This is a genomic window from Sphingobium fuliginis, assembly GCF_004152845.1.
Classification (GTDB): Bacteria; Pseudomonadota; Alphaproteobacteria; order Sphingomonadales; family Sphingomonadaceae; genus Sphingobium; species Sphingobium fuliginis.
This window is the reverse complement of the sequence record NZ_SEON01000013.1, coordinates 44,131-65,334: the sequence shown is the minus strand read 5'-3', so window position 1 is coordinate 65,334 and position 21,204 is coordinate 44,131. Positions and strand designations below refer to the sequence as shown.

The 21,204-nt window shown below is 65.6% G+C and carries 19 protein-coding genes and 1 tRNA gene; 14 read left to right on the top strand and 6 right to left on the bottom strand.

The window, feature by feature from the left end:
* Window positions 1–146 precede the first annotated feature (146 nt).
* Window positions 147–1,034 carry a LysR family transcriptional regulator gene (locus EWH10_RS21185; protein ID WP_044661808.1) on the bottom strand — a complete coding sequence of 296 codons (888 nt, stop codon included), beginning with the start codon at window positions 1,032–1,034 and terminating at the stop codon, window positions 147–149.
* 86 nt (window positions 1,035–1,120) lie between these two features.
* Here EWH10_RS21185 and EWH10_RS21180 point away from each other — a divergent pair, with 86 nt between their 5' ends.
* Window positions 1,121–2,266, top strand: coding sequence for an isovaleryl-CoA dehydrogenase (locus EWH10_RS21180; RefSeq protein WP_044661809.1), 1,146 nt, complete (start codon window positions 1,121–1,123; stop codon window positions 2,264–2,266).
* A 55-nt stretch (window positions 2,267–2,321) separates the two neighbouring features.
* Here EWH10_RS21180 and EWH10_RS21175 read toward each other — a convergent pair whose 3' ends face one another.
* Complete coding sequence (locus EWH10_RS21175; RefSeq protein WP_025549293.1) at window positions 2,322–2,660, bottom strand: DMT family protein; 339 nt, start codon at window positions 2,658–2,660, stop codon at window positions 2,322–2,324.
* 45 nt (window positions 2,661–2,705) lie between these two features.
* Here EWH10_RS21175 and EWH10_RS21170 point away from each other — a divergent pair, with 45 nt between their 5' ends.
* From EWH10_RS21170 to EWH10_RS21150, 5 genes are all read left to right on the top strand, one after another.
* Complete coding sequence (locus EWH10_RS21170) at window positions 2,706–4,307, top strand: carboxyl transferase domain-containing protein (protein WP_044661810.1); 1,602 nt, start codon at window positions 2,706–2,708, stop codon at window positions 4,305–4,307.
* Window positions 4,308–4,399: 92 nt separating this feature from the next.
* On the top strand, window positions 4,400–4,789 hold the full coding sequence (locus EWH10_RS21165) for an endonuclease domain-containing protein (protein ID WP_083199102.1): 390 nt from the start codon (window positions 4,400–4,402) through the stop codon (window positions 4,787–4,789).
* Window positions 4,786–6,684, top strand: coding sequence for an acetyl/propionyl/methylcrotonyl-CoA carboxylase subunit alpha (locus EWH10_RS21160; RefSeq protein WP_044661812.1), 1,899 nt, complete (start codon window positions 4,786–4,788; stop codon window positions 6,682–6,684). Before EWH10_RS21165 ends, EWH10_RS21160 begins: the two co-directional genes overlap by 4 nt.
* Window positions 6,684–7,136 (top strand): MaoC family dehydratase, encoded by a 453-nt coding sequence (locus EWH10_RS21155; RefSeq protein WP_044661813.1) that lies wholly within the window; start codon window positions 6,684–6,686, stop codon window positions 7,134–7,136. The genes EWH10_RS21160 and EWH10_RS21155 overlap by 1 nt, the downstream gene beginning before the upstream one ends.
* Window positions 7,133–7,969, top strand: coding sequence for an HpcH/HpaI aldolase/citrate lyase family protein (locus EWH10_RS21150; protein ID WP_044661814.1), 837 nt, complete (start codon window positions 7,133–7,135; stop codon window positions 7,967–7,969). Before EWH10_RS21155 ends, EWH10_RS21150 begins: the two co-directional genes overlap by 4 nt.
* A 37-nt stretch (window positions 7,970–8,006) precedes the next feature.
* Here the strand turns inward: EWH10_RS21150 and EWH10_RS21145 are convergent, their stop codons facing one another.
* A complete protein-coding gene (locus tag EWH10_RS21145) occupies window positions 8,007–8,954 on the bottom strand; it encodes a DUF2171 domain-containing protein (RefSeq protein ID WP_044661815.1) in 948 nt (315 codons plus the stop codon).
* 230 nt (window positions 8,955–9,184) lie between these two features.
* On the opposite strand from EWH10_RS21145, the gene EWH10_RS21140 reads away from it, so the two are divergent.
* The 4 genes from EWH10_RS21140 (at window position 9,185) to EWH10_RS21125 (ending at window position 11,280) form a co-directional block, all read left to right on the top strand.
* Window positions 9,185–9,260: transfer RNA gene (locus tag EWH10_RS21140), tRNA-Ala, on the top strand.
* A gap of 73 nt (window positions 9,261–9,333) precedes the next feature.
* The gene (locus EWH10_RS21135; protein WP_083199106.1) at window positions 9,334–10,095 is read left to right on the top strand and encodes an NUDIX hydrolase; all 762 of its coding nucleotides are present in this window, start codon (window positions 9,334–9,336) and stop codon (window positions 10,093–10,095) included.
* Window positions 10,096–10,098: 3 nt separating this feature from the next.
* Window positions 10,099–10,824 (top strand): extensin-like domain-containing protein, encoded by a 726-nt coding sequence (locus EWH10_RS21130; protein WP_065846536.1) that lies wholly within the window; start codon window positions 10,099–10,101, stop codon window positions 10,822–10,824.
* Between the two features lie 183 nt (window positions 10,825–11,007).
* A complete protein-coding gene (locus tag EWH10_RS21125) occupies window positions 11,008–11,280 on the top strand; it encodes a DUF4242 domain-containing protein (protein ID WP_025549276.1) in 273 nt (90 codons plus the stop codon).
* A 90-nt stretch (window positions 11,281–11,370) separates the two neighbouring features.
* Here EWH10_RS21125 and EWH10_RS21120 read toward each other — a convergent pair whose 3' ends face one another.
* Window positions 11,371–14,043, bottom strand: a complete 2,673-nt coding sequence (locus tag EWH10_RS21120) for a coiled-coil domain-containing protein (protein WP_065846535.1) — start codon at window positions 14,041–14,043, stop codon at window positions 11,371–11,373.
* A gap of 80 nt (window positions 14,044–14,123) precedes the next feature.
* On the opposite strand from EWH10_RS21120, the gene EWH10_RS21115 reads away from it, so the two are divergent.
* From EWH10_RS21115 to EWH10_RS21100, 4 genes are all read left to right on the top strand, one after another.
* Window positions 14,124–14,426, top strand: coding sequence for a hypothetical protein (locus EWH10_RS21115; protein ID WP_025549274.1), 303 nt, complete (start codon window positions 14,124–14,126; stop codon window positions 14,424–14,426).
* Between the two features lie 78 nt (window positions 14,427–14,504).
* A complete protein-coding gene (locus tag EWH10_RS21110) occupies window positions 14,505–15,671 on the top strand; it encodes a hypothetical protein (RefSeq protein ID WP_044661818.1) in 1,167 nt (388 codons plus the stop codon).
* Between the two features lie 46 nt (window positions 15,672–15,717).
* Window positions 15,718–16,815 carry a DUF2336 domain-containing protein gene (locus EWH10_RS21105; RefSeq protein ID WP_083199100.1) on the top strand — a complete coding sequence of 366 codons (1,098 nt, stop codon included), beginning with the start codon at window positions 15,718–15,720 and terminating at the stop codon, window positions 16,813–16,815.
* Window positions 16,815–18,197, top strand: coding sequence for a sensor histidine kinase (locus tag EWH10_RS21100; RefSeq protein WP_044661819.1), 1,383 nt, complete (start codon window positions 16,815–16,817; stop codon window positions 18,195–18,197). Before EWH10_RS21105 ends, EWH10_RS21100 begins: the two co-directional genes overlap by 1 nt.
* Window positions 18,198–18,402: 205 nt before the next feature.
* On the opposite strand, the gene EWH10_RS21095 is transcribed toward EWH10_RS21100, so the two are convergent.
* Window positions 18,403–19,689, bottom strand: a complete 1,287-nt coding sequence (locus EWH10_RS21095) for a citrate synthase (protein WP_025549270.1) — start codon at window positions 19,687–19,689, stop codon at window positions 18,403–18,405.
* 17 nt (window positions 19,690–19,706) lie between these two features.
* A complete protein-coding gene (gene gltX, locus EWH10_RS21090; protein WP_044661820.1) occupies window positions 19,707–21,161 on the bottom strand; it encodes a glutamate--tRNA ligase in 1,455 nt (484 codons plus the stop codon).
* Between the last annotated feature and the right edge of the window lie 43 nt (window positions 21,162–21,204).

The window sequence follows — 21,204 nt, the reverse complement described above, 5'->3', positions numbered from 1 at the left end:
TACTCTAACCCGGTCCCACAACGACCGGCGCTTTCACGATCCGTCCCCTTCCGCCCGGGCCGGGGTGGCCACCCCGGCCCGGGCAATCCAGCATGACCCAAACGGACCGCAATGTCATAAGACAAGCGTTTTCCAAGCGGATAGAATCATCGGCTGCTCCAGATACGGGGGCCTTCCGCCCTCAAGGACGCTTCCAGCGCCCTGAGCATAGGCGCTTCCCGCAGCCCCGCCGCTCGCGCGCCATAGAGAAGTCCGACATTCCTCCGCTCACCGAAATCCTTGAGCGCGACCCGCGCCATGCCCGGCCAGCGGTAGCTTTCGGGCATGACCGTTATGCCCAGCCCCGCCGCGACCATCTGCATCACGCGCTCGTCATTGGTCGAGCGCAAGGCGAAATGCGGGCGGACGCCGCGATCGACGAAATAGCGGCTGGTGGCGGAGAGCGCCTCGCAATGGCGGCGCACGATCATCGTTTCGGAGGCGAGTTCTTCGGCAGCCACCACGGCTCTCCCGGCCAGCGGATGGTCGGCGGCCATGGCGATGCCATAGCCTTCCTCTATAACCGATTGCGTCAGGAAGCGGTCCGCGCCCGGCCTGATCAGGGTGAGCGCCACGTCGATCCGCTCCGCGTCCAGGCGCCCCAGCAATTCCCGCTCGCTGCCGGGGATGATCTCGATCCTGCCTTCCTTGGCCATGGCGCGGTCTGCAACGGCGCGGGCGACCAGCTCGCCTGCTATGCTCAGCAGCACGCCGATGCGCAGCACCGGGGCCTGCTCCGCCTTTGCCCCCGCCAGTTCCGCCAGGTTGAATTCGCGCTCGATCCGCCGGGCATGGGTCAGCAGGCGGGCTCCGGCTTCGGTCAGTTCGACCCGCTGGTTGCTGCGCAGGAAAAGCGGAGCGCCCACCGCCTGTTCCAGCTTGGAGATGCCCACGGACAAAGTCGGTTGCGACACCAGGCAGTGCGCGGCCGCGCGGGAGAAATTGCCATGGTCCACGACAGCCAGGAAATAGCGGAGCAAATAGCGTTCGATCATAGACAGAAACTATACACTATCCTGCGCCGTTTCAATTTTTCTTGGCGGTTGTTGAACGATAGGATGCGCGGCAAGGAGAGCTTGCCATGACTGATTTCGACTTCGCGCTGGGTGAAAATGCGGAGATGATCCGCGAGACGACCGCCCGTTTCGCCGCCGACCGCATCGCGCCTCTGGCCGCGGAAGTCGACGCCAGGGATTGGTTCCCGCGCGACCTGTGGCCGGAAATGGGCGCGCTGGGCCTGCACGGCGTCACCGTGGAGGAAGCCGATGGCGGCCTTGGCCTCGGCTATCTGGAGCATGTGGTTGCGCAGGAGGAGGTGGCGCGGGCTTCCGCCTCCATAGGCCTCAGCTATGGCGCGCACTCCAATCTCTGCGTCAACCAGATCCGCCGCTGGGCCACGCCGGAGCAGAAGGCGCGCTATCTGCCCAAGCTGATCTCCGGCGAGCATGTCGGATCGCTCGCCATGTCGGAGGCGGGGGCGGGGTCGGACGTCGTCTCGATGAAGCTGCGCGCGGAGAAGCGCGGCGACCGCTATGTCCTCAACGGCACCAAATTCTGGATCACCAACGCCGCTTATGCCGACACGCTTGTCGTCTATGCCAAGACCGGCGAAGGGTCGCGCGGCATCACCGCCTTCCTGATCGAGAAGGATTTCAAGGGCTTCTCCATCGGGCAGAAGATCGACAAGGTCGGCATGCGCGGATCGCCCACCGCCGAACTGGTCTTCGACGATTGCGAAGTGCCGGAGGAAAACATCATGGGCCCGCTCAACGGCGGCGTCGGCGTGCTGATGTCGGGTCTCGACTATGAGCGGGCGGTGCTGTCGGGCATCCAGCTCGGCATCATGCAGGCCTGTCTCGACGTGGTGCTGCCCTATGTGCGGGAGCGCAAGCAGTTCGGCCAGCCCATCGGCGCGTTCCAGCTCATGCAGGCCAAGGTCGCGGACATGTATGTCGCGCTCAATTCGGCGCGGGCCTATGTCTATGCCGTGGCGCAGGCCTGCGACAGGGGCAGGACGACGCGCTTCGACGCGGCGGGCGCGATCCTGCTGGCCAGCGAGAATGCGATGAAGGTCTCGCTCGAAGCCGTGCAGGCGCTGGGTGGGGCCGGCTATACGAAGGATTGGCCGGTCGAGCGCTACATGCGCGACGCCAAGCTGCTGGACATCGGCGCGGGAACGAACGAAATCCGCCGCATGCTGATCGGCCGCGAACTGATCGGCGTGTGAATGTGCCCCTGCCGTCCAAACTGGGCTCCTGCCTCCGCAAGAGCGGGCAACTCTCTCATGACCGCCCCACGAACAGGAAGCCCACCGCCGCCATGATGCAGAGGAAAGCGGCCAGATGGCGCCAGTGCAGCGGCTCGCCCAGCACCGTCACCATGAATCCGCCGAAGATCAGCAGCGCAATGGCCTCCTGCGCGATCTTGAGCTGGCCCGCGCTCCACCCATGGGCAAAGCCGATGCGGTTGGCGGGCACGGCGAAGCAATATTCGACGAAGGCAATGCCCCAACTGATCAGGATGACCGCGAAAAGGGGCTTATTCATCCCGCCTTTCAGGTGCCAATACCAGGCGGTCGTCATGAACAGGTTGGATATGGTGAGGAGCAGGATGGTCGGCATGGATGACCCCGGATATGCAACCGCAGGGCAGGGGAACGCAAGAGCATGAGTGCGCCTGTTCTCGACACGAAGCTCTCGGCGGAGAGTGATGCTTTCCGCGCCAACGCCGCGCATAACCGGGCTCTGCGCGACGAACTGCACGCGAAAGTCGCGCAGGCCGCGCTCGGCGGCAGCGAAGCGGCGCGGGCCAAGCATGTGGCGCGCGGCAAGCTGCTGCCCCGCGACCGGGTGGAGCGGCTGCTCGATCCGGGCAGTCCGTTTCTGGAGATCGGCCAGCTCACCGCCAACGACATGTATCATGGCGAAGTGCCCGGCGCGGGCATGATCGCAGGGATCGGCCGGGTGTCGGGACGGCAGGTGATGATCGCCTGCAACGACGCCACGGTGAAGGGCGGCACCTATTATCCGCTGACCGTCAAGAAGCATCTCCGCGCGCAGGAGATCGCAATGGAGAATCGCCTCCCCTGCGTCTATCTGGTCGACAGCGGCGGCGCGAACCTGCCCAACCAGGCGGAGGTCTTTCCCGACCGCGAGCATTTCGGGCGCATCTTCTACAATCAGGCGCAGATGTCGGGGCGGGGCATCCCGCAGATCGCCTGCGTCATGGGAAGCTGCACCGCGGGCGGCGCCTATGTGCCCGCCATGTCGGACGAGACGGTGATCGTGCGCAACCAGGGCACGATTTTCCTCGCCGGCCCGCCGCTGGTGCAGGCCGCGACGGGCGAGGTCATTTCCGCCGAAGACCTGGGCGGCGCGGAAGTGCATGGCCGCCGCTCCGGCGTGGTCGATCATGTCGCGGAAAATGACGAGCATGCGCTGACCATCGTGCGGGACATCGTTTCGACGCTGCAACCGGCGCCGGAGATCGACCTCAACCTGCGCGAGCCCAAGGCGCCGAAATATGACCCGGCGGAACTGTACGGCATCATCCCCCAGGACGTCCGCGCCCCCTATGACGTGCGCGAAGTGATCGCCCGCATCGTCGACGGCAGCGAATTTCACGAGTTCAAATCGCTCTACGGCACCACGCTCGTCTGCGGTTTCGCCCATATCTGGGGCATGCCGGTCGCGATCCTCGCGAACAACGGCGTGCTGTTCAGCGAGAGCGCGCAGAAGGGCGCGCATTTCATCGAACTGGCCTGTCAGCGGCGCATTCCGCTGCTGTTCCTCCAGAATATCTCCGGCTTCATGGTCGGCGGCAAATATGAGGCGGAGGGGATCGCCAAGCATGGCGCGAAGCTGGTGACCGCGGTCGCGACCGCCAGCGTGCCCAAGATCACCGTGCTGATCGGCGGCAGCTTCGGCGCGGGCAATTACGGCATGTGCGGCCGGGCTTATGGGCCGCGTTTCCTCTTCACCTGGCCCAACAGCCGCATCTCCGTGATGGGCGGCGAGCAGGCGGCGAGCGTGCTGGCGACCGTCCACCGCGACGCCGCCAGATGGACGCCGGAAGAAGCCGAAGCCTTCAAGGCCCCGATCCGCCAGAAATATGAGGATGAGGGCAACCCCTATCACGCGACGGCGCGTCTGTGGGACGATGGCGTGATCGACCCCGCCCAGACCCGCGACGTGCTGGGCCTGGCCTTCGCCGCCACGCTCAACGCCCCGGTCGAGGAGGCGCCCCGCTTCGGGGTGTTCCGCATGTGAGGGGGCGGGACCAAATACCTCCCCGGAACGGGGAGGGGGACCAGCCAGAGGCTGGTGGAGGGGTGTTCTCGGCAACGACTGAAACCATCCGCATGGCACGCAAGGAACGCCGCAGCGGCAATCTACCGGAAGTCGTCCTGTGGCGCGCCCTGAAGACACGCCCCGGCGGTTTCAAATTCCGGCGCCAGCATCCGATAGACCGCTACAGTCTCGACTTTGCCTGTCTGTCGGCACGACTGGCTATCGAAGTCGACGGCGAAGTCCATTCGCGCGGCCATCGGCCCGCCCGCGATCAGGACCGGGATGCTGCATTGGAACGGCTGGGCTTTCACACTCTCCGCATTCCCGCCCGCGATGTCCTTCAGAATCTGGACAATGTCGTCAAGGCGATCACAGCCGCCTGTGTTGCGCGCCAGCCCCTCCACCAGCCTGCGGCTGGTCCCCCTCCCCATATTGGGGAGGTATTTGGGAGTCTCTCATGATCCAATCCCTGCTCATAGCCAATCGCGGCGAGATCGCCTGCCGCATCATCCGCACCGCCCGGCGTCTCGGCATCCGCACCGTCGCAGTCTATTCCGACGCCGATGCGAAAGCGCTCCACGTCCGCGAAGCCGATGAAGCCGTGCATATCGGCCCATCCCCGGCGCGCGAATCCTATCTGATCGGTGATCGCATCATTGCCGCCGCCCAGGCGACTGGGGCCGAAGCGATCCACCCCGGCTACGGCTTCCTCTCGGAAAACGCCGCCTTCGCGCAGGCCGTCATCGACGCGGGCCTGATCTGGGTCGGCCCCAATCCCTCCAGCATCACCGCCATGGGCCTGAAGGACGCCGCCAAGACGCTGATGGCCGACGCGGGCGTCCCCGTCACCCCCGGCTATCTGGGCGAGGACCAGAGCGCAGAGCGCCTGCAAGCCGAAGCTGACGCCATCGGCTATCCCGTGCTCATCAAGGCGGTCGCAGGCGGCGGCGGCAAGGGCATGCGGCGCGTCGAAGCGGTGGCGGATTTTGCCGACGCGCTGCTTTCCTGCCAGCGAGAGGCGGCGTCCTCCTTCGGCAACGACCAAGTGCTGATCGAAAAATATATCCTCTCGCCCCGCCATATCGAAGTGCAGGTGTTCGGGGACAGCCACGGCCAGGTGGTGCACCTGTTCGAACGCGACTGCTCGCTCCAGCGCCGCCACCAGAAAGTGATCGAGGAAGCTCCGGCGCCCGGCATGGACGCCGCCACCCGCGAAGCCATTTGCGGCGCTGCGGTCCGGGCGGCGCAGGCGGTGGATTATGTCGGTGCGGGCACGATCGAGTTCATCGCGGACGCCAGCGAAGGCCTGCGCGCCGACCGCATCTGGTTCATGGAGATGAACACGCGCCTCCAGGTCGAGCATCCGGTGACGGAGGAGATTACCGGCGTCGATCTGGTCGAATGGCAACTTCGCGTGGCGAGCGGCGAACCGCTGCCGAAAAAGCAGGAGGAGCTGTCGATCAACGGCCACGCCATCGAGGCGCGGCTCTATGCCGAAGACCCCACCAAAGGCTTCCTGCCCAGCCCCGGCAAGATCGACCGGCTGCTGTTCGACAACCGCGCCCGCGTGGAAACGGGCGTGGAGGAAGGCGATACCGTCAGTTCCTTCTACGACCCGATGATCGCCAAGGTCATCTGCCATGGCGAGGATCGGGAGGAAGCGCGGGGCGGCCTGATCCGCTGGCTCGACAGCAGTTTTGTCGGGCCGCTGCACACCAACAAGCCGTTTTTGCACGCTTGCCTTTCCATGGCCGATTTTGCCGAGGGTCGCCTCGACACCGGCCTGATCGAGCGGCAGGGAGAGGCGCTGACAAGGATCGATGGCCCCTCGGACCGAGTCCTTGCGGCGGCGGGCGAGCGATTCCGCAGGGACTGGCTCGCCCGGAGCGATTGGGACGATCGGTCCTTTCGCGACGGCTTGTTCGGCTTCCGCCTCAACGGACAGTCGAAGACCAAGGTCGACCTGTTCGTGGACAGCCGCCATGTCGTAGTGGAAGCGCAATCTGACGATCTGCGCACGGGTCTCTGCTCCGACATGGAGCGCGACGGCACGATCATCGTCACCGAAGCCGGGCAAAGCTGGTTCTTCAGCCAGACCCCGCCCGTCAAGGCAGGCGGCGGCGCCGTATCCGACGGCGCGATCCTCTCCCCCATGCCGGGCCGCATCATCGCCGTCGCCGTGGCGCAGGGCGACAAGGTCGCCAAGGGCCAGAAGCTGGTCACACTGGAGGCGATGAAGATGGAGCATAGCCTGACGGCGCCCTTCGACGGCGTAGTGGCGGAACTGGACGCGTCCGAAGGCGGCCAGGTCAGCGAAGGCGCGCTGCTGGTGCTGGTTGAGCGGGAGGAAGGCTGATGGCGGGCCGCTATTATGACGAATGGCGGATTGGCGACCGGATGACCCATGACATCCGCCGCACGGTGACGGAAACCGACAATCTCCTCTTCTCGACCATGACCCACAACCCCCAGCCGCTGCATCTGGACGCTGAGGCCGCGAAAGCCTCGGAGTTCGGCCAGATCCTCGTCAACGGCACTTTCACCTTCGCGCTGATGGTGGGCCTGTCGGTGGGCGACACGACGCTGGGCACGCTGGTCGCCAATCTGGGCTATGACAAATTGGTCATGCCCAAGCCGGTCTTTATCGGCGACACGATGCGGGCGGACAGCGAAGTGACGGACCTCAAGGAAAGCCGTTCCCGCCCCGAAGCGGGGATCGTGACATTCACCCATCGGCTCTATAACCAGCGGGACGAAATCGTCTGCCAATGCCTGCGCATGGCGCTGCTGAAGAAGAGGCCCGCATGAAGCTCCGTTCGCTGCTTTTCGTTCCCGCCGACCGCCCCGAACGCTTCGCCAAGGCGGCGGCCAGCGGCGCCGACGCCATCATTCTGGACCTGGAGGATTCGGTCGCCCCGGAACGCAAGGCCCTTGGGCGGGAGGCGATTGCGGAATGGCTGGCCTCGCCCCGCGACTGCGTGGCCTTCGTCCGGGTGAACCCGCTGGACGGCGACCACACCCGCGCCGATCTGGCCGCGGTGCTGCCTGCCTCGCCGGACGGGATCATGCTGCCCAAGGCGGAAGGCGCCCCCAGCATTCAGGCGCTGATCGCCCTGGCGGACGGCGCGAATGTGCCGCCGATCTTGCCCATCGCGACCGAAACGCCCGCCGCCATCTTCGAACTGGGCACGTTCCGGCAGGTTCGCGAAAAGCTCGCTGGCCTGACCTGGGGGGCGGAGGATCTGCCCGCCTCGGTCGGCGCCTCGACCTCCCGCGAGGAGGATGGCCGCTACACCGCGCCCTTCGAACTGGCGCGCAGCCTCACGCTGTTCGCCGCCCATGCAGCAGGCGTGCCAGCCATCGACACGGTCTTCCCCCGGATCGAGGCGATGGACGATCTCAACGCCTATATAGGAAGGGCGCGTCGCGATGGCTTCACCGGCATGATGGCGATCCATCCGGTACAGGTCGCCGCCATCAATGATGGCTTTACCCCCAGCGAGACCGAAATCGCCCGGGCGAGGGCAGTGATCGACGCCTTCGCCGCGAATCCGGGTGCAGGGGTGCTGAAACTGGACGGCAAGATGATCGACCGTCCGCATCTGGTCCAGGCGCAGCGGGTACTGGCCGCCGCCGAATGAAGAAGGGGCCCGGCCCGCGGCCGGGCCCTCCCATTTTTTACCGGTAACGGCCCTTTTCGAAGGTCGAGCCGCTTGCGCCGCTGAACCTGTCGCTCGCATCGTCGTCCTGCGATCCGAACAGGGCCTGCTGCTCCCGTTCGGTGCGCCATGCGGTCTGCGCCTGTTCCGCCGTCTTTTCCAGCGTCACCTTCTGCGCGTCCACCGACCTGATCCAGGATGACGGGATCGAATGATGCACGCCGCCGGATTCCTGATCGCTCTTGGTCAGGATGATGCGGTCGCCGCGCAGCTTGTCGACCGTGCCGACATGCTCGCCGTCGCTGCCGACGACTTCCATATGCTCGCGGACCTGCTGGACCGCCTGGCGCTGCTCGCCGCGGCGGTTCCGCCAACTGCCGAACTCATTGTTGAAGCGTTCGCGATTCTCCCGCTGATATTCGGCATAGTCGCGGTCCAGCTCGTCGATCCGTTGCTGACGCCAGGCATAATAATTGGCGTCGTGATGCTCGCCATAATCATGGTTGGGGCCATAGGCGCGCACCCGATAGCCATGATCCTCGCTGCCGAAGCCGCTGCGTTCGCCGGCAAAGGGCGCATAGCCGCGATTGGGCAGGTAACGCGCCGAATTGGAGGCAGAGGCATAGCCGATCCGGCTGCTCTGGTCCCGCGGATCGCCATAGGGCCGGTTGTAATAATCGTCATATTCGCGGCGACGCTCCGCCTCTTCGTCACCGAACCAGCTCCGGATCTCGTCGCCCGCGCGGTCGAAGAAGCCCCGTTCTTCCGGATCATAATCTTCGGGCGGGCGCCGGTTGCCCGATCCGCCATATCCCGATCCCGATCCGCCGAACTGGCCGCGCGTGCCATATCGATAGCTGCGGTCGTCCCGCCAGTCGCGCCGCGCACGGTAACGGTCGGAATCGCGGTCCCAGTCCGTCCAGTTACGATCGCCGTCACCATAGCGACGTCCGCCTTGGTAACCCATTGTCCGTCTCCTTGTCTGCTTTTTGCACGACGTCCTTTCGGAAGCGTCGTCACCGCACCAATGAGCATGCGGCCGCATCGTTCCGGGCGTTACGCAGGAGTAATGTTCCGCCTTGGCCCCGACAGAGCGGCTGCGCTGCGCGGTTCCGGGCCTGTTCGCGGCCGTCGCATTTTGCGCAAAAAGACCGTTGCATGGGCGCAATCGCTCGCTTATAGGCAGCGCTCCTTTACGGGGCCGTAGCTCAGCTGGGAGAGCGCGTCGTTCGCAATGACGAGGTCAGGGGTTCGATCCCCCTCGGCTCCACCAATCCCTTCCGGCATTGACCGGAAGGGACTTTACCGCCGGGGATTTCGATGCCTATGGCGGTTTCATGACAGATATGCTTTGCGAAGGCCGCGCCGCTGCGACGGTGGTCATCCTGCGCGACCGCCCGGATGCCGCCGCGGAAATCCTGATGATGGAACGGGCGTCCAGCATGGCCTTCGCCGCGGGCGCGCTGGTCTTTCCCGGTGGCGCGGTGGATGCGGGCGATCATGCTCTTGCAGCGAAGATCGCTGGTGGCCTGCCTCTGGACGAGGCGGCGGCGCGGATCGCCGCCATTCGGGAGACGCTGGAGGAAAGCGGTCTCGCCATTGCCTTCACATCCCCCCTGGCGGCCGATCGGATCGCGGCCATGCGGCAGGCGCTGGGGGCAGGGGCCGGGCTTGGCGACATCCTCAGCGATCATGGGCTGGAAATCGCGCTGGATCGGCTGCTGCCCTTTGCCCGCTGGCACCCTGCGCGCCTGGAGCAGGCGCAGCGGGTGTTCGATACCCGCTTCTACATCGCTGAGGCGCCGGAAGGACAGGCCGCGAGCGTCGATGCCACCGAAAATGTGCAACTGTTCTGGAGCAGCGCAGCGGAAACGCTGGCCCGATGCGACCGGGGCGAGGGGCAGATCATCTTTCCGACGCGGCGCAATCTGGAGCGGCTCGCCCAATTCGGCCGCTTCGATGATCTGGCGGCGCATGCCCTGTCGATCCCGGTTGAGAAGGTGACGCCCTGGTTCGAGGAGAGAAATGGGGAACCGCATCTCTGTATTCCCGATCATCTCGGTTATCCGGTGACGTCGGAACCAATGGGGACGGTCCGGCGTGCTTGAGGCATGCGCCGAATCCACCTCTTCCTGCGCCGCCTTGTCCATGTCGCGGCGGTTCTGAGCCTTTGCCTGATCGGCTATGCCTATGTCAGCCGCCGGCCCCAGAATATCCCCTGGACTCGACTTGATCTATCCCAGCCGATCGGTCTCTTCACCGGCCGCAAGCTTGCCTCGCTGACCGGCCGTCCTGCCGAGTGCCGCGCCCTGCTGGATCGGGCGGGCGTTGCCTATTCCCGCATGAAGCCGGGGGGCGAGGGCCAGTGCGCCTATGCCGACGCCGTGCGGCTGACTCCGGTCAAGGACGCCATAGCATGGGAACCGGCGGCGGTCGCGCCATCCTGTCCGGTTGCGGCGGCGCTCAAGCTCTGGGAATGGCAGGTGGTCCAGCCCGCCGCCCAGCGTCACTTCGGCCGCGCGGTTCGGAAGGTCACGCATTTCGGCGCTTATAGCTGCCGCCGTCTCTATGGACGCAGCGCAGGGGATTTCAGCGAGCATGCCACGGCCGACGCCATTGATGTGGCCGGTTTCACCCTGACGGACGGACACCGGATCGGCGTTGCGGCGGACTGGAAGGGAGGGGGAAAGGACGCGGATTTTCTGCATGAGGTTCGTGACGGCGCGTGCGGGTTGTTTTCGACCGTCCTTTCGCCCGACTATAATGCCGCACATCGCGATCATCTGCATCTCGATCAGGCGGAACGCGGCGCCTGGGGCGGGCGGGCCTGCCGATGAGGGCCTAGAGCATCGTGCGCAAAAGTGGGAACCGGTTTTGCGTTTAAAACGATGCGACAACAAAAGCTTAGAGCGCGTGGCCTGCGCACGATTTAACGCAGCGCGCTCTAGCCCAATATCGCCCTCGAACAGGGAGCATGAAGGGTCTATGATCCATGCGCCTGTCAGACAGGGGAGGACATCATGCCGCAATTCGTGATCGAACGGGACATGCCCGGCGTCGGCCAATTATCGGGCGAGCAGCTCAAGGGCGCGTCGCAGGGCTCCTGCAATGTGCTGCGTCAGCTGGGCCCGGATATTCAATGGGTTCACAGCTATGTCACCGACGACAAGATCTATTGCGTCTATCGTGCGCCCAGCGAGGAATTGATCCGCCGGCATGCGGACATGGCGGGATTCCCGGCCAACAGCATCGCCCAGATACGCGCGACGATCGATCCGACGACAGCGGACTGAATTTGTCCGGGGCGACGGGGTCCGCTGCGAGGCGCGCATGCTTTTTGACGGCAGCGGGCGATGGCAGAATTATCGCCAGGCTTCGACGACCTATTGCCGCAGTCTTTCGATCGCCTGCGCCAGCGCGACATAGAGCTTGCCCATGTCCGATGAAAGGATCGCAACGCCCAGCGCATTGCCGTCGCGGGCCGACAGGATGATCCGCAGCATCGATTCGAAATCGTGGATGTAGCGGTTCACATGCTCCTGAAATTCAGGATCATTGTCGTAATGCAGGGCGATTTCGCGGGATTCGCCCGCGTCCAGCAGCTTGACCGCGCGGCGGGTGAAGACGCCGCGATCGCCCTTCAGATAGGCTGACCAGGCCGAGTCCGTGACATCGTTGGAGAGTATCTTCGATACGTCGATCGCCGTGCTGTTGAGCGATTCGATGATCAGCGCCGACCGTCGGGCGAAATGGTCGCGGTCGCGGTCCTCGGCGGCGCGCTCCGCTTCCTCAATCCGCGCTTCCACGCTGGCGCTGGTGTCCGCGATGGTCAGGAGCTGGCGGGTCAGGCGGTCGGATGCCTGATGCGCGGCCTTCACCGCTTTCTCCGCCACCCTGGCGACCATTTCGATCTGGGCCGTGACCTTTTCGTCGATGGCGCGCTGCATCGCCTGCTCGCTGGCGTCGGCAAGCGCCTCCGCCGCTTCGGGGATGGCGCGGCTGAGCGCCTGGCGGGCGCGTTCGGCCGCCTGATCGGCGGTATCCTTGACGCGGAGGAGGGCGGTGACGAGCAGCGGTCCCGCGCCTTCGGTGATGCGCGTCGCGTCCTGATGCGCGTTGTCGAGCGCGCTGCGCAGCTTCTCCACCAGTTCGCGATTGGCATCCACGCCGCTTTGCGTGCTTTCCAGCCATTCGGTCAGGCGGCGTCCCTGGCCGCGCAGCAATTCCTCGGCCTCCTGCGTGCGCCCGAGCAACGCCTCCGAAATGGCCTCCAGCCGTTCGATCTCCGGCGCGGCGCTGTCGAGCAGGGTGCGGCTGGTCTCGATCCGGCCGTTGAAGCGCTGGAGCGCGGCAGGAAAGGTTTCGTCGAGTTCGCGCACGCTGGAATCAAGCGCGACCATCAGCGTCTCCGCACTGCCGATCAGCTTTTCGGCGGTCAGGCCGCCAGCCCCCAGGGCGGCATCGATGCGCTGCGTTTCGGCGGTCAGGCGCGACAACGCTTCGGTCAACCGCTCATTGCGGGCGAGCGCGGACTGTTCCATCGCCGCAAAGCGCGACTGCGCGGAATCGACCGCATCGTCCAGGCTGCTTTGCAGGCCCGATACAAGCGTGCGCTGGCCTTCGACCAGATCGTTGATCTGGTGCAGGCGGTTTTCGATCTCGCCCACATGATCCGCTATACTGGTGACGGTCTCATCCCCGATGGCGGCGATGCTGTCGCGCGACCGGGCGATGAGCGCCTCCAGCGCCGCGCCATGGCGGGCGATGCCGTCGTCGGTCAGCCTGATGCCTTCATGGGTTTGCGCAATAGCCGCTTCCACCCGCCGGCGCAGTTCGGCCTCCACGGTTTCGGTGTCGCGCGCCAGGGTGGAGAGGGCGGATTGGCTGGTGGCAGCAATGCCGGCCTGCGCACCCTCGATCAGCGCCTTCAGCGACGCGGCCTGCGCGGTCAGATTGGCGTCGACCGCCGCCATGGTTTCCTGCGCGCGCCCATGGGTGGTTTCCAGACGGTGCAGCACGTCGATCTCGACGCGGTTCAATTCCTGCGTCAGCAGGGCGATGACCGACTGGGTGGTCTCCGCTATTTCCGACTTGGTGCGATCGGTAAGGCCGGTCAGCACGATCGACTTCTGCTCGATGTCGAGCCAGCTCTCCTCCATCGCCTTGCGCGCGCTCAGGGTCGTCGCCTCGATCCGGCCCGAAGCGACATCGGCCATGCCGGTCACTTCCTGCGTGGCCGAACGCGTGGTTTCCTGAAGCTCGATAAGCTGGCTCGAAAGGCTCTTGGTTGCCGAAAGCGTGCGGCTGCGGGCATCGTCCGACAACTCGCCCAATGCATGCAGCCGAGCCTCCAACATGTCGATGCGTTCCGACAGGGCGTGGCCATTGTCGATGATCTGCGCGGACATGCGCGTCGCGCGATCCTCTAGCTCCGGGATGGAGGCGACCAGCGCTTCCATCCGCTGGACGAGCGCCAGCCCGGCGCGTTCGGCGGACTCGGCGCGTTCGGCGGTGCTGTTGGCGCGGCTTGCGATCAGCTCGGCCGACGCCTCCATATTGCTGCTGGCGGCGGCGCCATAGCTGTCGAGCAGTTCCGCCTGATCCTGCATGCTCTGGCGTGCGGTTTCCAACTGGCCGGCGATTCGGGCGACGCGCAGTTCCAGCAGTTCCGCCTCGGTCCTGAGCGCGCGGGCGGTGTCGAGATAGCGGCGGGCTTCGCTGCGGCTGTTCCGCAGCAGCAGCAGATAACAGACGCCGAGCAGGATGAGCGGGACCAGGATGGTCGCGACCAGCCCCGGCCACGCCGCAGGCCCGGCGCGCCATTGTCCGGAGGACAGCGTCGCCCAACCGGCAAAGCCGATCCAGCCAAGGCCGGCGGCGGGGAATGCCCATGTCGCGGCGCGCATCCCATGCTCGCCGCTTTCCGCAGGCACGCCCTCATCCTCCAGGTCAAGAACGGCCTGTTTCAAAAGCAAGGCGTCGTCTGCCTGCGCCGTATCATCGGTCGCTGCGTCCTTGTCCCGCCAGAATTCGACGATTGTGCTGCCCCCATTCATGCGTCCTATCCTAGCAGCTTTTGCGCGCACGAAAATGCCCTGTTACCAAAACTTAACGCAAGCCAGATAGCGTTGACCCCATGTCCTATGATCCAGGCGCCCTGAATGCCGCTCTTGCCGCCGCTGTCGGTGACGACAGACCGTTGATCGAGGATCTGCGCGTCGCCTTCATGGAAAGCGCGGAGCGGCAGGTCGATCTGCTGGGGCGGTCGCGATGCGATGCGAACTGGCAGCTTGCCGCCTGGCGGCTGAAGGGGCTGGCGGCCAGTTTCGGCCTCACCGGCCTGATGGCGATGGCCGATGAAGCGGCCGACGCGGCGCCGGGCGACCCACGCATATTGCGGCGCTTGCGTGCCGCGCTTGACGATCTTGCGCAGCGTTGAGGCGTGAGGCTGCTTGCGTGATTGCCTCCGCCTTGTAACAAGGTGGGCTGAACAACGATCGGGTCGGTTTCAACACGCATGACTTTTGCGGCTATTCTCAGCGCGAGCCGGGCCGGTGGCGATTCGGCCGGGTCGCTGCGCGCCAGCCTGCATTTCGCCGGGCAGACGCTGGTCGAGTATCAGGCGCGGCAGGCGGTGCGCGCGGGCGCCGACCGGGTGATGATCCTGGTCAGCGTCATCACGCCCGCCCTGTCGCAGGCCGTCGACCGGCTGTCGGCGGACGGCATCGCCGTCGCGCTGGTGCGCGACATGGTGTCGATGGTGCGCGATGCGCCCCGCGACGCGGACACGCTGCTCGTTGCGGACGGGGCGATCATCGGACAGGGTTATTTCGAGGCGATGGCCGCTCAGCAGGGCGATGCGCTGCTGGTGGCGGACGACAGCCGGGCCAGCGCGCCGTTCGAACGGATCGATGCCGGACAGCGCTGGGCCGGCCTGGTCCGGGTCAGTCCGGACCTGCTGTTCAACACGCTCGACATGATCGGGGACTGGGATCTGGCGTTGACCCTCGTGCGGGGCGCTGTTCAGGCCGGCGCGCGCCGGATCACCGTGCCGCAGGACGACCTGATGGAAGGGCGCGTCGCGCTGGTGGAGACGCAGGAGCAGGCGGACCTGGCCGCTCAGGCGGTGCTTTCCGGCGGGCCGCGGCTTCGGCGCGTCAGGGGCGCGGCCGAACAATATCTGCTGGGCCCGGCCGCCCGGTTGATCAGCCCGGCGCTGATGCGCATGCAGGTTCCGGCGCTGCAGGTGCGGATCGCCGCCATGGCGCTGGGTGCGATTGCGCTGGTGCCGATCGAACTGCTGTGGACAGGGACGGGCTTCTGCCTGCTGCTGCTGTCGCTGTTGCTGGCGGAAACCGCGGATCGGCTGGACGAGATGGCGCTGCGGCCGTTGCCCATGGGCTGGATGGCCTTTATCGCGCCGGCCTTCGCGCTTGGCGGGATCGCGCTCGCGGGCGGAGGAACGACGGCGGCCTATCTGGCGCTGATGCTGGCGATCATCCAGATGGCGGATCGCTGGCAGAAAACCGGGCCGTTGCGGCCGTGGATGATCTTCACGCCCGCCAGCGCGCTCATTCCCCTGTTGCTGGCGTCGCTGGCCGGGGCGCTGGGGCCGATGTTCGACCTGACGACGCTGTGCGCCATCGGGTCGCTTGGAACGATGATCCTGCTCCGCCGGAATTGAGCGATTTTGCTCGTTACGGTTTAGTGCATTTTAACGACGTGCCATTATGCTGGCTGGCATGAGCGCCTTTTCGTCCCTGATCGGACCGACCCGGGCGGACTGCTGGCCGATGGCGCAAGTCATGGCGGGCATGTCCGCCGTGCCTGTCGGCCATGCCATTGATCTGGCGTTTTTCTTTCCGGACGACGGGCGGGAGCGGCACGACGCTCTGGTGGCGGAGACCCGGCGGCATCTTGGCGGATGCCTGACCGCAATGGAGATCGGATTGCGTCTGGCGCTGGAGGATAGGCCGGAAATCGCGGCGGCGTTGGCGCAATGGCCGCAACCCGTTTGCTGGCCGACGCTGCGCGCGCAGCCGACCCTGTTGGGGCCGGCGCTGCTCGCCCATATGCAGATGCGGGGCGGGATCAGCCTGATGCTGCGCCAGTTCGGCGGGCCCGATGGCGGTTCGGGCAGCGAATCGGAGGCGGAGTCGCTCTTTCCCGCCGACGATCCCGCCTTGGGCGAAGCGCTTGCCGCGCTGATGCTGGCGGAAGGGCGCTGGCTGATGACCGCGGCGGAGGATCAGCCGATGCAGCCCGATCTGCCGGCGGGCTTCTTTGCGGAACTGCTGTGGACGGCGGCCGCCTGCCTGGCAGCGATCATCCAGCGGAGCGGCCTGATCGAAGCGGAAGCGGTGGTGCCGCTGGTCGAAGCCGCGGCGCAACGCCAACTGATCCGGCATGACGAGGCGCAAGGGCCCATCGCGGCGGCGGACAGGCTGGTCCGTCAATTGGGCGAGCGCGCCGATGCGCCCGAACTGATGGCCGCCGCGTTGCAGCACAGGCATTTCCTGCTGTTCGCCGCGCTCGCCGGGCGCCGGTTGCGGATGGAGAGCGCGCAGGTCGCGGACATACTGGTCATGGGTCCGGTGGGGCAGGTTGCCGCTCTATGCCGGGCGCTCGGGGGATCGGACAGCGACTACCGGCAATTGTTGCTGGCATTGCGGCCGGTGCGGCCTTCCTTGTCCGATGCGACCATCGTCGGGGAAGCCATGCGCTATCAGGAATTGAGCGTAACGCAGGCCGACGCGACGGTGGGCGCCCTGCGCGCGCCTGCGGCGCTGCGGGCCAAGCTGGATCATCTGCGGCGGATCGCCGGTTGATGAACATGCCCGCGCATCCCGCCATCATCCGGGCGACGGTTGCTGCGGATGGCCGGCTGCTGAGTGCGGATGCACCCGTGCTGGCCCTTCAGCAGGAGGCGGGCGGCGATCTCGGCAGCGCGCTGGCGGTCCCGCAATTGGCGGCGATGGCGCGGCTGGCGGCGCATCTGGGCATTGCCCTGTCCCGCCCGGTCGTGGCCGCGGCGGAGCGTGGTGACATCGACATGTGGGTGCGCGCCAAGCCCGAGGCCGAACGGGTGCAGCTTTCCATCATCGACTGGCATGAGCGGCAGGCGGTCGCGGCGCCGCTGGATCTGGCGCGGCGAGAGACCGACATCGCTGCCCTGTCCGACGGTTGGACGTGGCAGATCGATACCCAGTTGCGCTTCCAGATGGTGCATGAGGGGTTGGGCGGCGAGGGCGCGTTGCCATCCGCCTCGCCTTTGCCGGGCAGCCGCTTCACGAGCTATTTCGAATTGCGCCCGGATGCCGAAGGCGACCTGGCGATCCTGCGCGGCTTCGCGCAGCGGCGCGCCTTTCGCGATCAGGTGGCGGGATTGACGAGCGATCCGGCGCAGCGCTTCATGCTGTCTGGCTTTCCAATGTTCGATCTCGCGGGCCAGTTGGTGGGTTATCGCGGCAAGGCTTTGCCCGTCGACCGCGCGGTGACGGCGCCGCTCGCCACGCCGGAACCGCTGCCATTCTATCCCGCCGAGTTCGGGAAGAGGCTGGACCGTTCTTTGCGACGGCCTTTGGGGCGGATCATCGCCAATGCGGATTCGATCGGCGCGCAATTGGAGGGGCCGTTGCGGCCGGACTATCTGGGCTATGCCAGCGACATTTCGGCGGCGGGGCGTCATCTGATGGCGCTGATCGACGATCTGGCGGACCTGCAGGCGATCGACCGGCCGGATTTCAGCGTGACCGCGGAAGAGATCGACCTGGCCGATGTCGGGCGCCGGGCCGCCGGGCTGTTCCTCGTAAAGGCGCAGGATCGGGGGATCAGCATCCTCGCCCCTGCGCTGACGGTCGCGGAACCGGCCATCGGTGAATTTCGCCGCGCCTTGCAGATCCTGATGAACCTTGTCGGCAACGCCGTGCGCTATGCGCCCGAAGGGTCTGCCGTTCGGATAGAGACAGGGCGGTCGGACGGCGAGGCCTGGATCGCGGTGCTGGACCAGGGCGATGGCATAGCCGCCGACAGCAGGGAGCGCATCTTCGACAAGTTCGAGCGACTGGGCCGCAGCGACGCGGGCGGCAGCGGCCTTGGCCTCTACATTTCGCGGCGTCTGGCTCGCGCCATGGGCGGCGACATCCGTATCGACGACGCGCCCGAAGGCGGGGCGCGGTTCACGCTGCTGCTTCCGGCTTTGGGCGTATAGCGGACATCGATATTCGGTCTGGGTAAACCGTACTCCTGCCAAGGAGGAGCACGGATCAGACGGGGCAATGATCCCTTGAAGCGGGGACCGGGTTCCCGCCTGTGCGGGATCATGGGGCGCTCCCTGTCAGCAACCGGCCAACTCCCGCCAAAATAAAAGCGGCGTCCAAACGGACGCCGCTTCCCTGCCTCATTGCCAGTGCAGACTAGCGCTTGTCGACGGGGACATAATCGCGCTGCGCCGGGCCGGTGTAGAGCTGGCGCGGACGGCCGATCTTCTGCGCAGGGTCGGAGATCATTTCGTTCCACTGCGCGACCCAGCCGACGGTGCGGGCAAGGGCGAAGAGCACGGTGAACATCTCGGTCGGGAAACCGATGGCCGAGAGGATCACGCCCGAATAGAAGTCGACATTCGGATAGAGCTTCTTTTCGATGAAATAAGGATCGTGAAGCGCGATCTGCTCCAGTTCCTTCGCCACGTCGAAGATCGGATCGTCGACGCCCAGCTTCGCCAGGACGTCCTTCGCGGTCTTCTGCATCACGGTCGCGCGCGGATCGTAATTTTTGTAGACGCGATGGCCGAAGCCCATCAGGCGGAACGGATCGTCCTTGTTCTTGGCGCGGGCGATATATTCCGGAATGCGGTCGACGGTGCCGATTTCGCGCAGCATGTTGAGCGCGGCTTCGTTGGCGCCGCCATGCGCCGGACCCCAGAGGCAGGCGATGCCCGCCGCGATGCACGCGAAGGGGTTGGCGCCGGACGAGCCGGCCAGACGCACGGTCGATGTGGACGCGTTCTGTTCATGGTCGGCGTGCAGCGTGAAGATCTTGTCCATCGCGTCGACGACGACCGGATCGATGACATATTCCTCCGCCGGGACCGAGAAGGTCATGTTCAGGAAGTTGGCGGTGTAGCTGAGGTCGTTGCGCGGATAGACGAAGGGCTGGCCCACCGAATATTTATACGCCATCGCCGCGATCGTCGGCATCTTGGCGATCAGGCGGTGGCTGGCGATCTTGCGCTGTTCCGGATCGTTGATGTCGGTGGAGTCGTGATAGAAGGCCGAGAGCGCGCCGACCACGCCGCACATGATCGCCATCGGGTGGGCATCGCGGCGGAAACCGCGGTAGAAGGTGGTGAGCTGCTCATGCACCATGGTGTGGCGCGTGATGGTGCGCGTGAAATCCTCCAGTTCCTTCTTCGAGGGCAGTTCGCCGTTGAGGAGGAGGTAGGACACTTCCATGAAGCTCGACTGTTCGGCAAGCTGGTCGATCGGATAGCCGCGATGCAGCAGCACACCGGCGTCGCCGTCGATATAGGTCAGGCCCGAATCGCAGCTCGCGGTCGAGGTGAAGCCGGGGTCGTAGGTAAACATGCCGGTGTTGGCGTAGAGCTTGCGAACGTCGATGACCTGCGGTCCGACCGTGCCGTTCAGAATGGCATAGTCTTTCGCGTTGCCGTCGACGCTCAAAGTGGCATTGTTATCCGACATGGTATTCTCCTGATACTTCAATTGGCCGATGCGTGCCTCACAGCGGCCAATCGTTCCAAGCTCTCCGTCTTCCCCAGAAGGAAAAGGACGTCGAAAATTCCCGGCGAAACCGTGCGACCGGTCAGCGCCGCGCGCAAAGGCTGCGCGACCTTTCCAAGCCCGAGGCCGGCATCCTCTGCCACGCGGCGAATGGCTTCTTCGATCGCTTCGACCGTCCAGGACTGGACGGGTGCAAGAGCGTCGGCTGTCTGTCCCAGCAGCGCGCGTGCGGAATCGTCTAGCAGAGCAAGCGCCTTCTCGTCAAAATCGAGCGGGCAATTTTTGAACAAGAATTCGGCGCCCTCCGCAATTTCGTTAAGCGTCCTGGCGCGCGGCTTGAGCGACGGCATGGCCTCGGCAAGCCGTTTCTCGCCATCCTCCGGCAGATCGATGTTCAACCTTGCCGCAACCCTTGGCGCGACCAGCGCGGCAAGGCGTGCGTCATCCGCCTCGCGCAGATAATGGCCGTTCAGATTCTCCAGCTTCTTGATGTCGAAGCGAGAGGGCGAGCGGCCGACACCTGAAATATCAAAGAGTTCCACCGCACGCTCGCGGGAAATGATCTCCTCGTCGCCATGGCCCCAGCCGAGTCGCAGCAGATAGTTGAACACCGCTTCGGGCAGCATGCCCAACTCGTCGCGATAGGCATCGACGCCAAGCGCGCCGTGCCGCTTGGACAGCTTCGCGCCGTCGGCCCCATGGATCAGCGGGATATGGGCGTAGATGGGCTCTTCCCAATTCATCGCCTTTATGATGCCTAGCTGGCGGAACGCATTGTTGAGATGGTCGTCGCCGCGAATGACATGGGTGACGCCCATGTCATGGTCGTCGACCACCACCGCCAGCATATAGGTGGGCGTGCCGTCCGAACGCAGCAGGATCATGTCGTCCAGCTCCGCATTCTGGACGACGACGCGGCCCTGCACGGCGTCCTCGATCGCCGTCTCGCCTTCGCGCGGCGCTTTCAGGCGGATGACGAAGGGCGCGCCTTCCGGGGCCTCGGAAGGATCGCGGTCCCGCCACCGCCCGTCATAGCGCATCGGCTGCTTGGCGGCGCGCTGCCGCTCGCGCAGTTCCGCCAGTTCCTCGGGTGTCGCATAGCAGCGATAGGCATGGCCGGAGGCGAGCATCTGGTTCGCCACTTCGGCATGGCGTGGCGTGCGCTCGAACTGGAAGACCGCCGGTTCGTCGCCGCCCAGCCCCAGCCATTCCAGCCCGTCGAAGATGGCGGCGACCGCTTCCTCGGTGGAGCGGGCCCGGTCGGTGTCCTCGATCCGCAGCAGGAACTTGCCGCCGTGATGACGCGCGAACAGCCAGTTGAATAGTGCGGTGCGCGCGCCGCCGATGTGAAGAAAACCGGTAGGCGACGGCGCAAAACGGGTTACTACCTGCTTGTTCGAACCTGTAGCACTCACCGTTTCATTCCCTGCCATTCGCCCGGATACCACCCGACCCATCCATGATCGCGACGCCCCC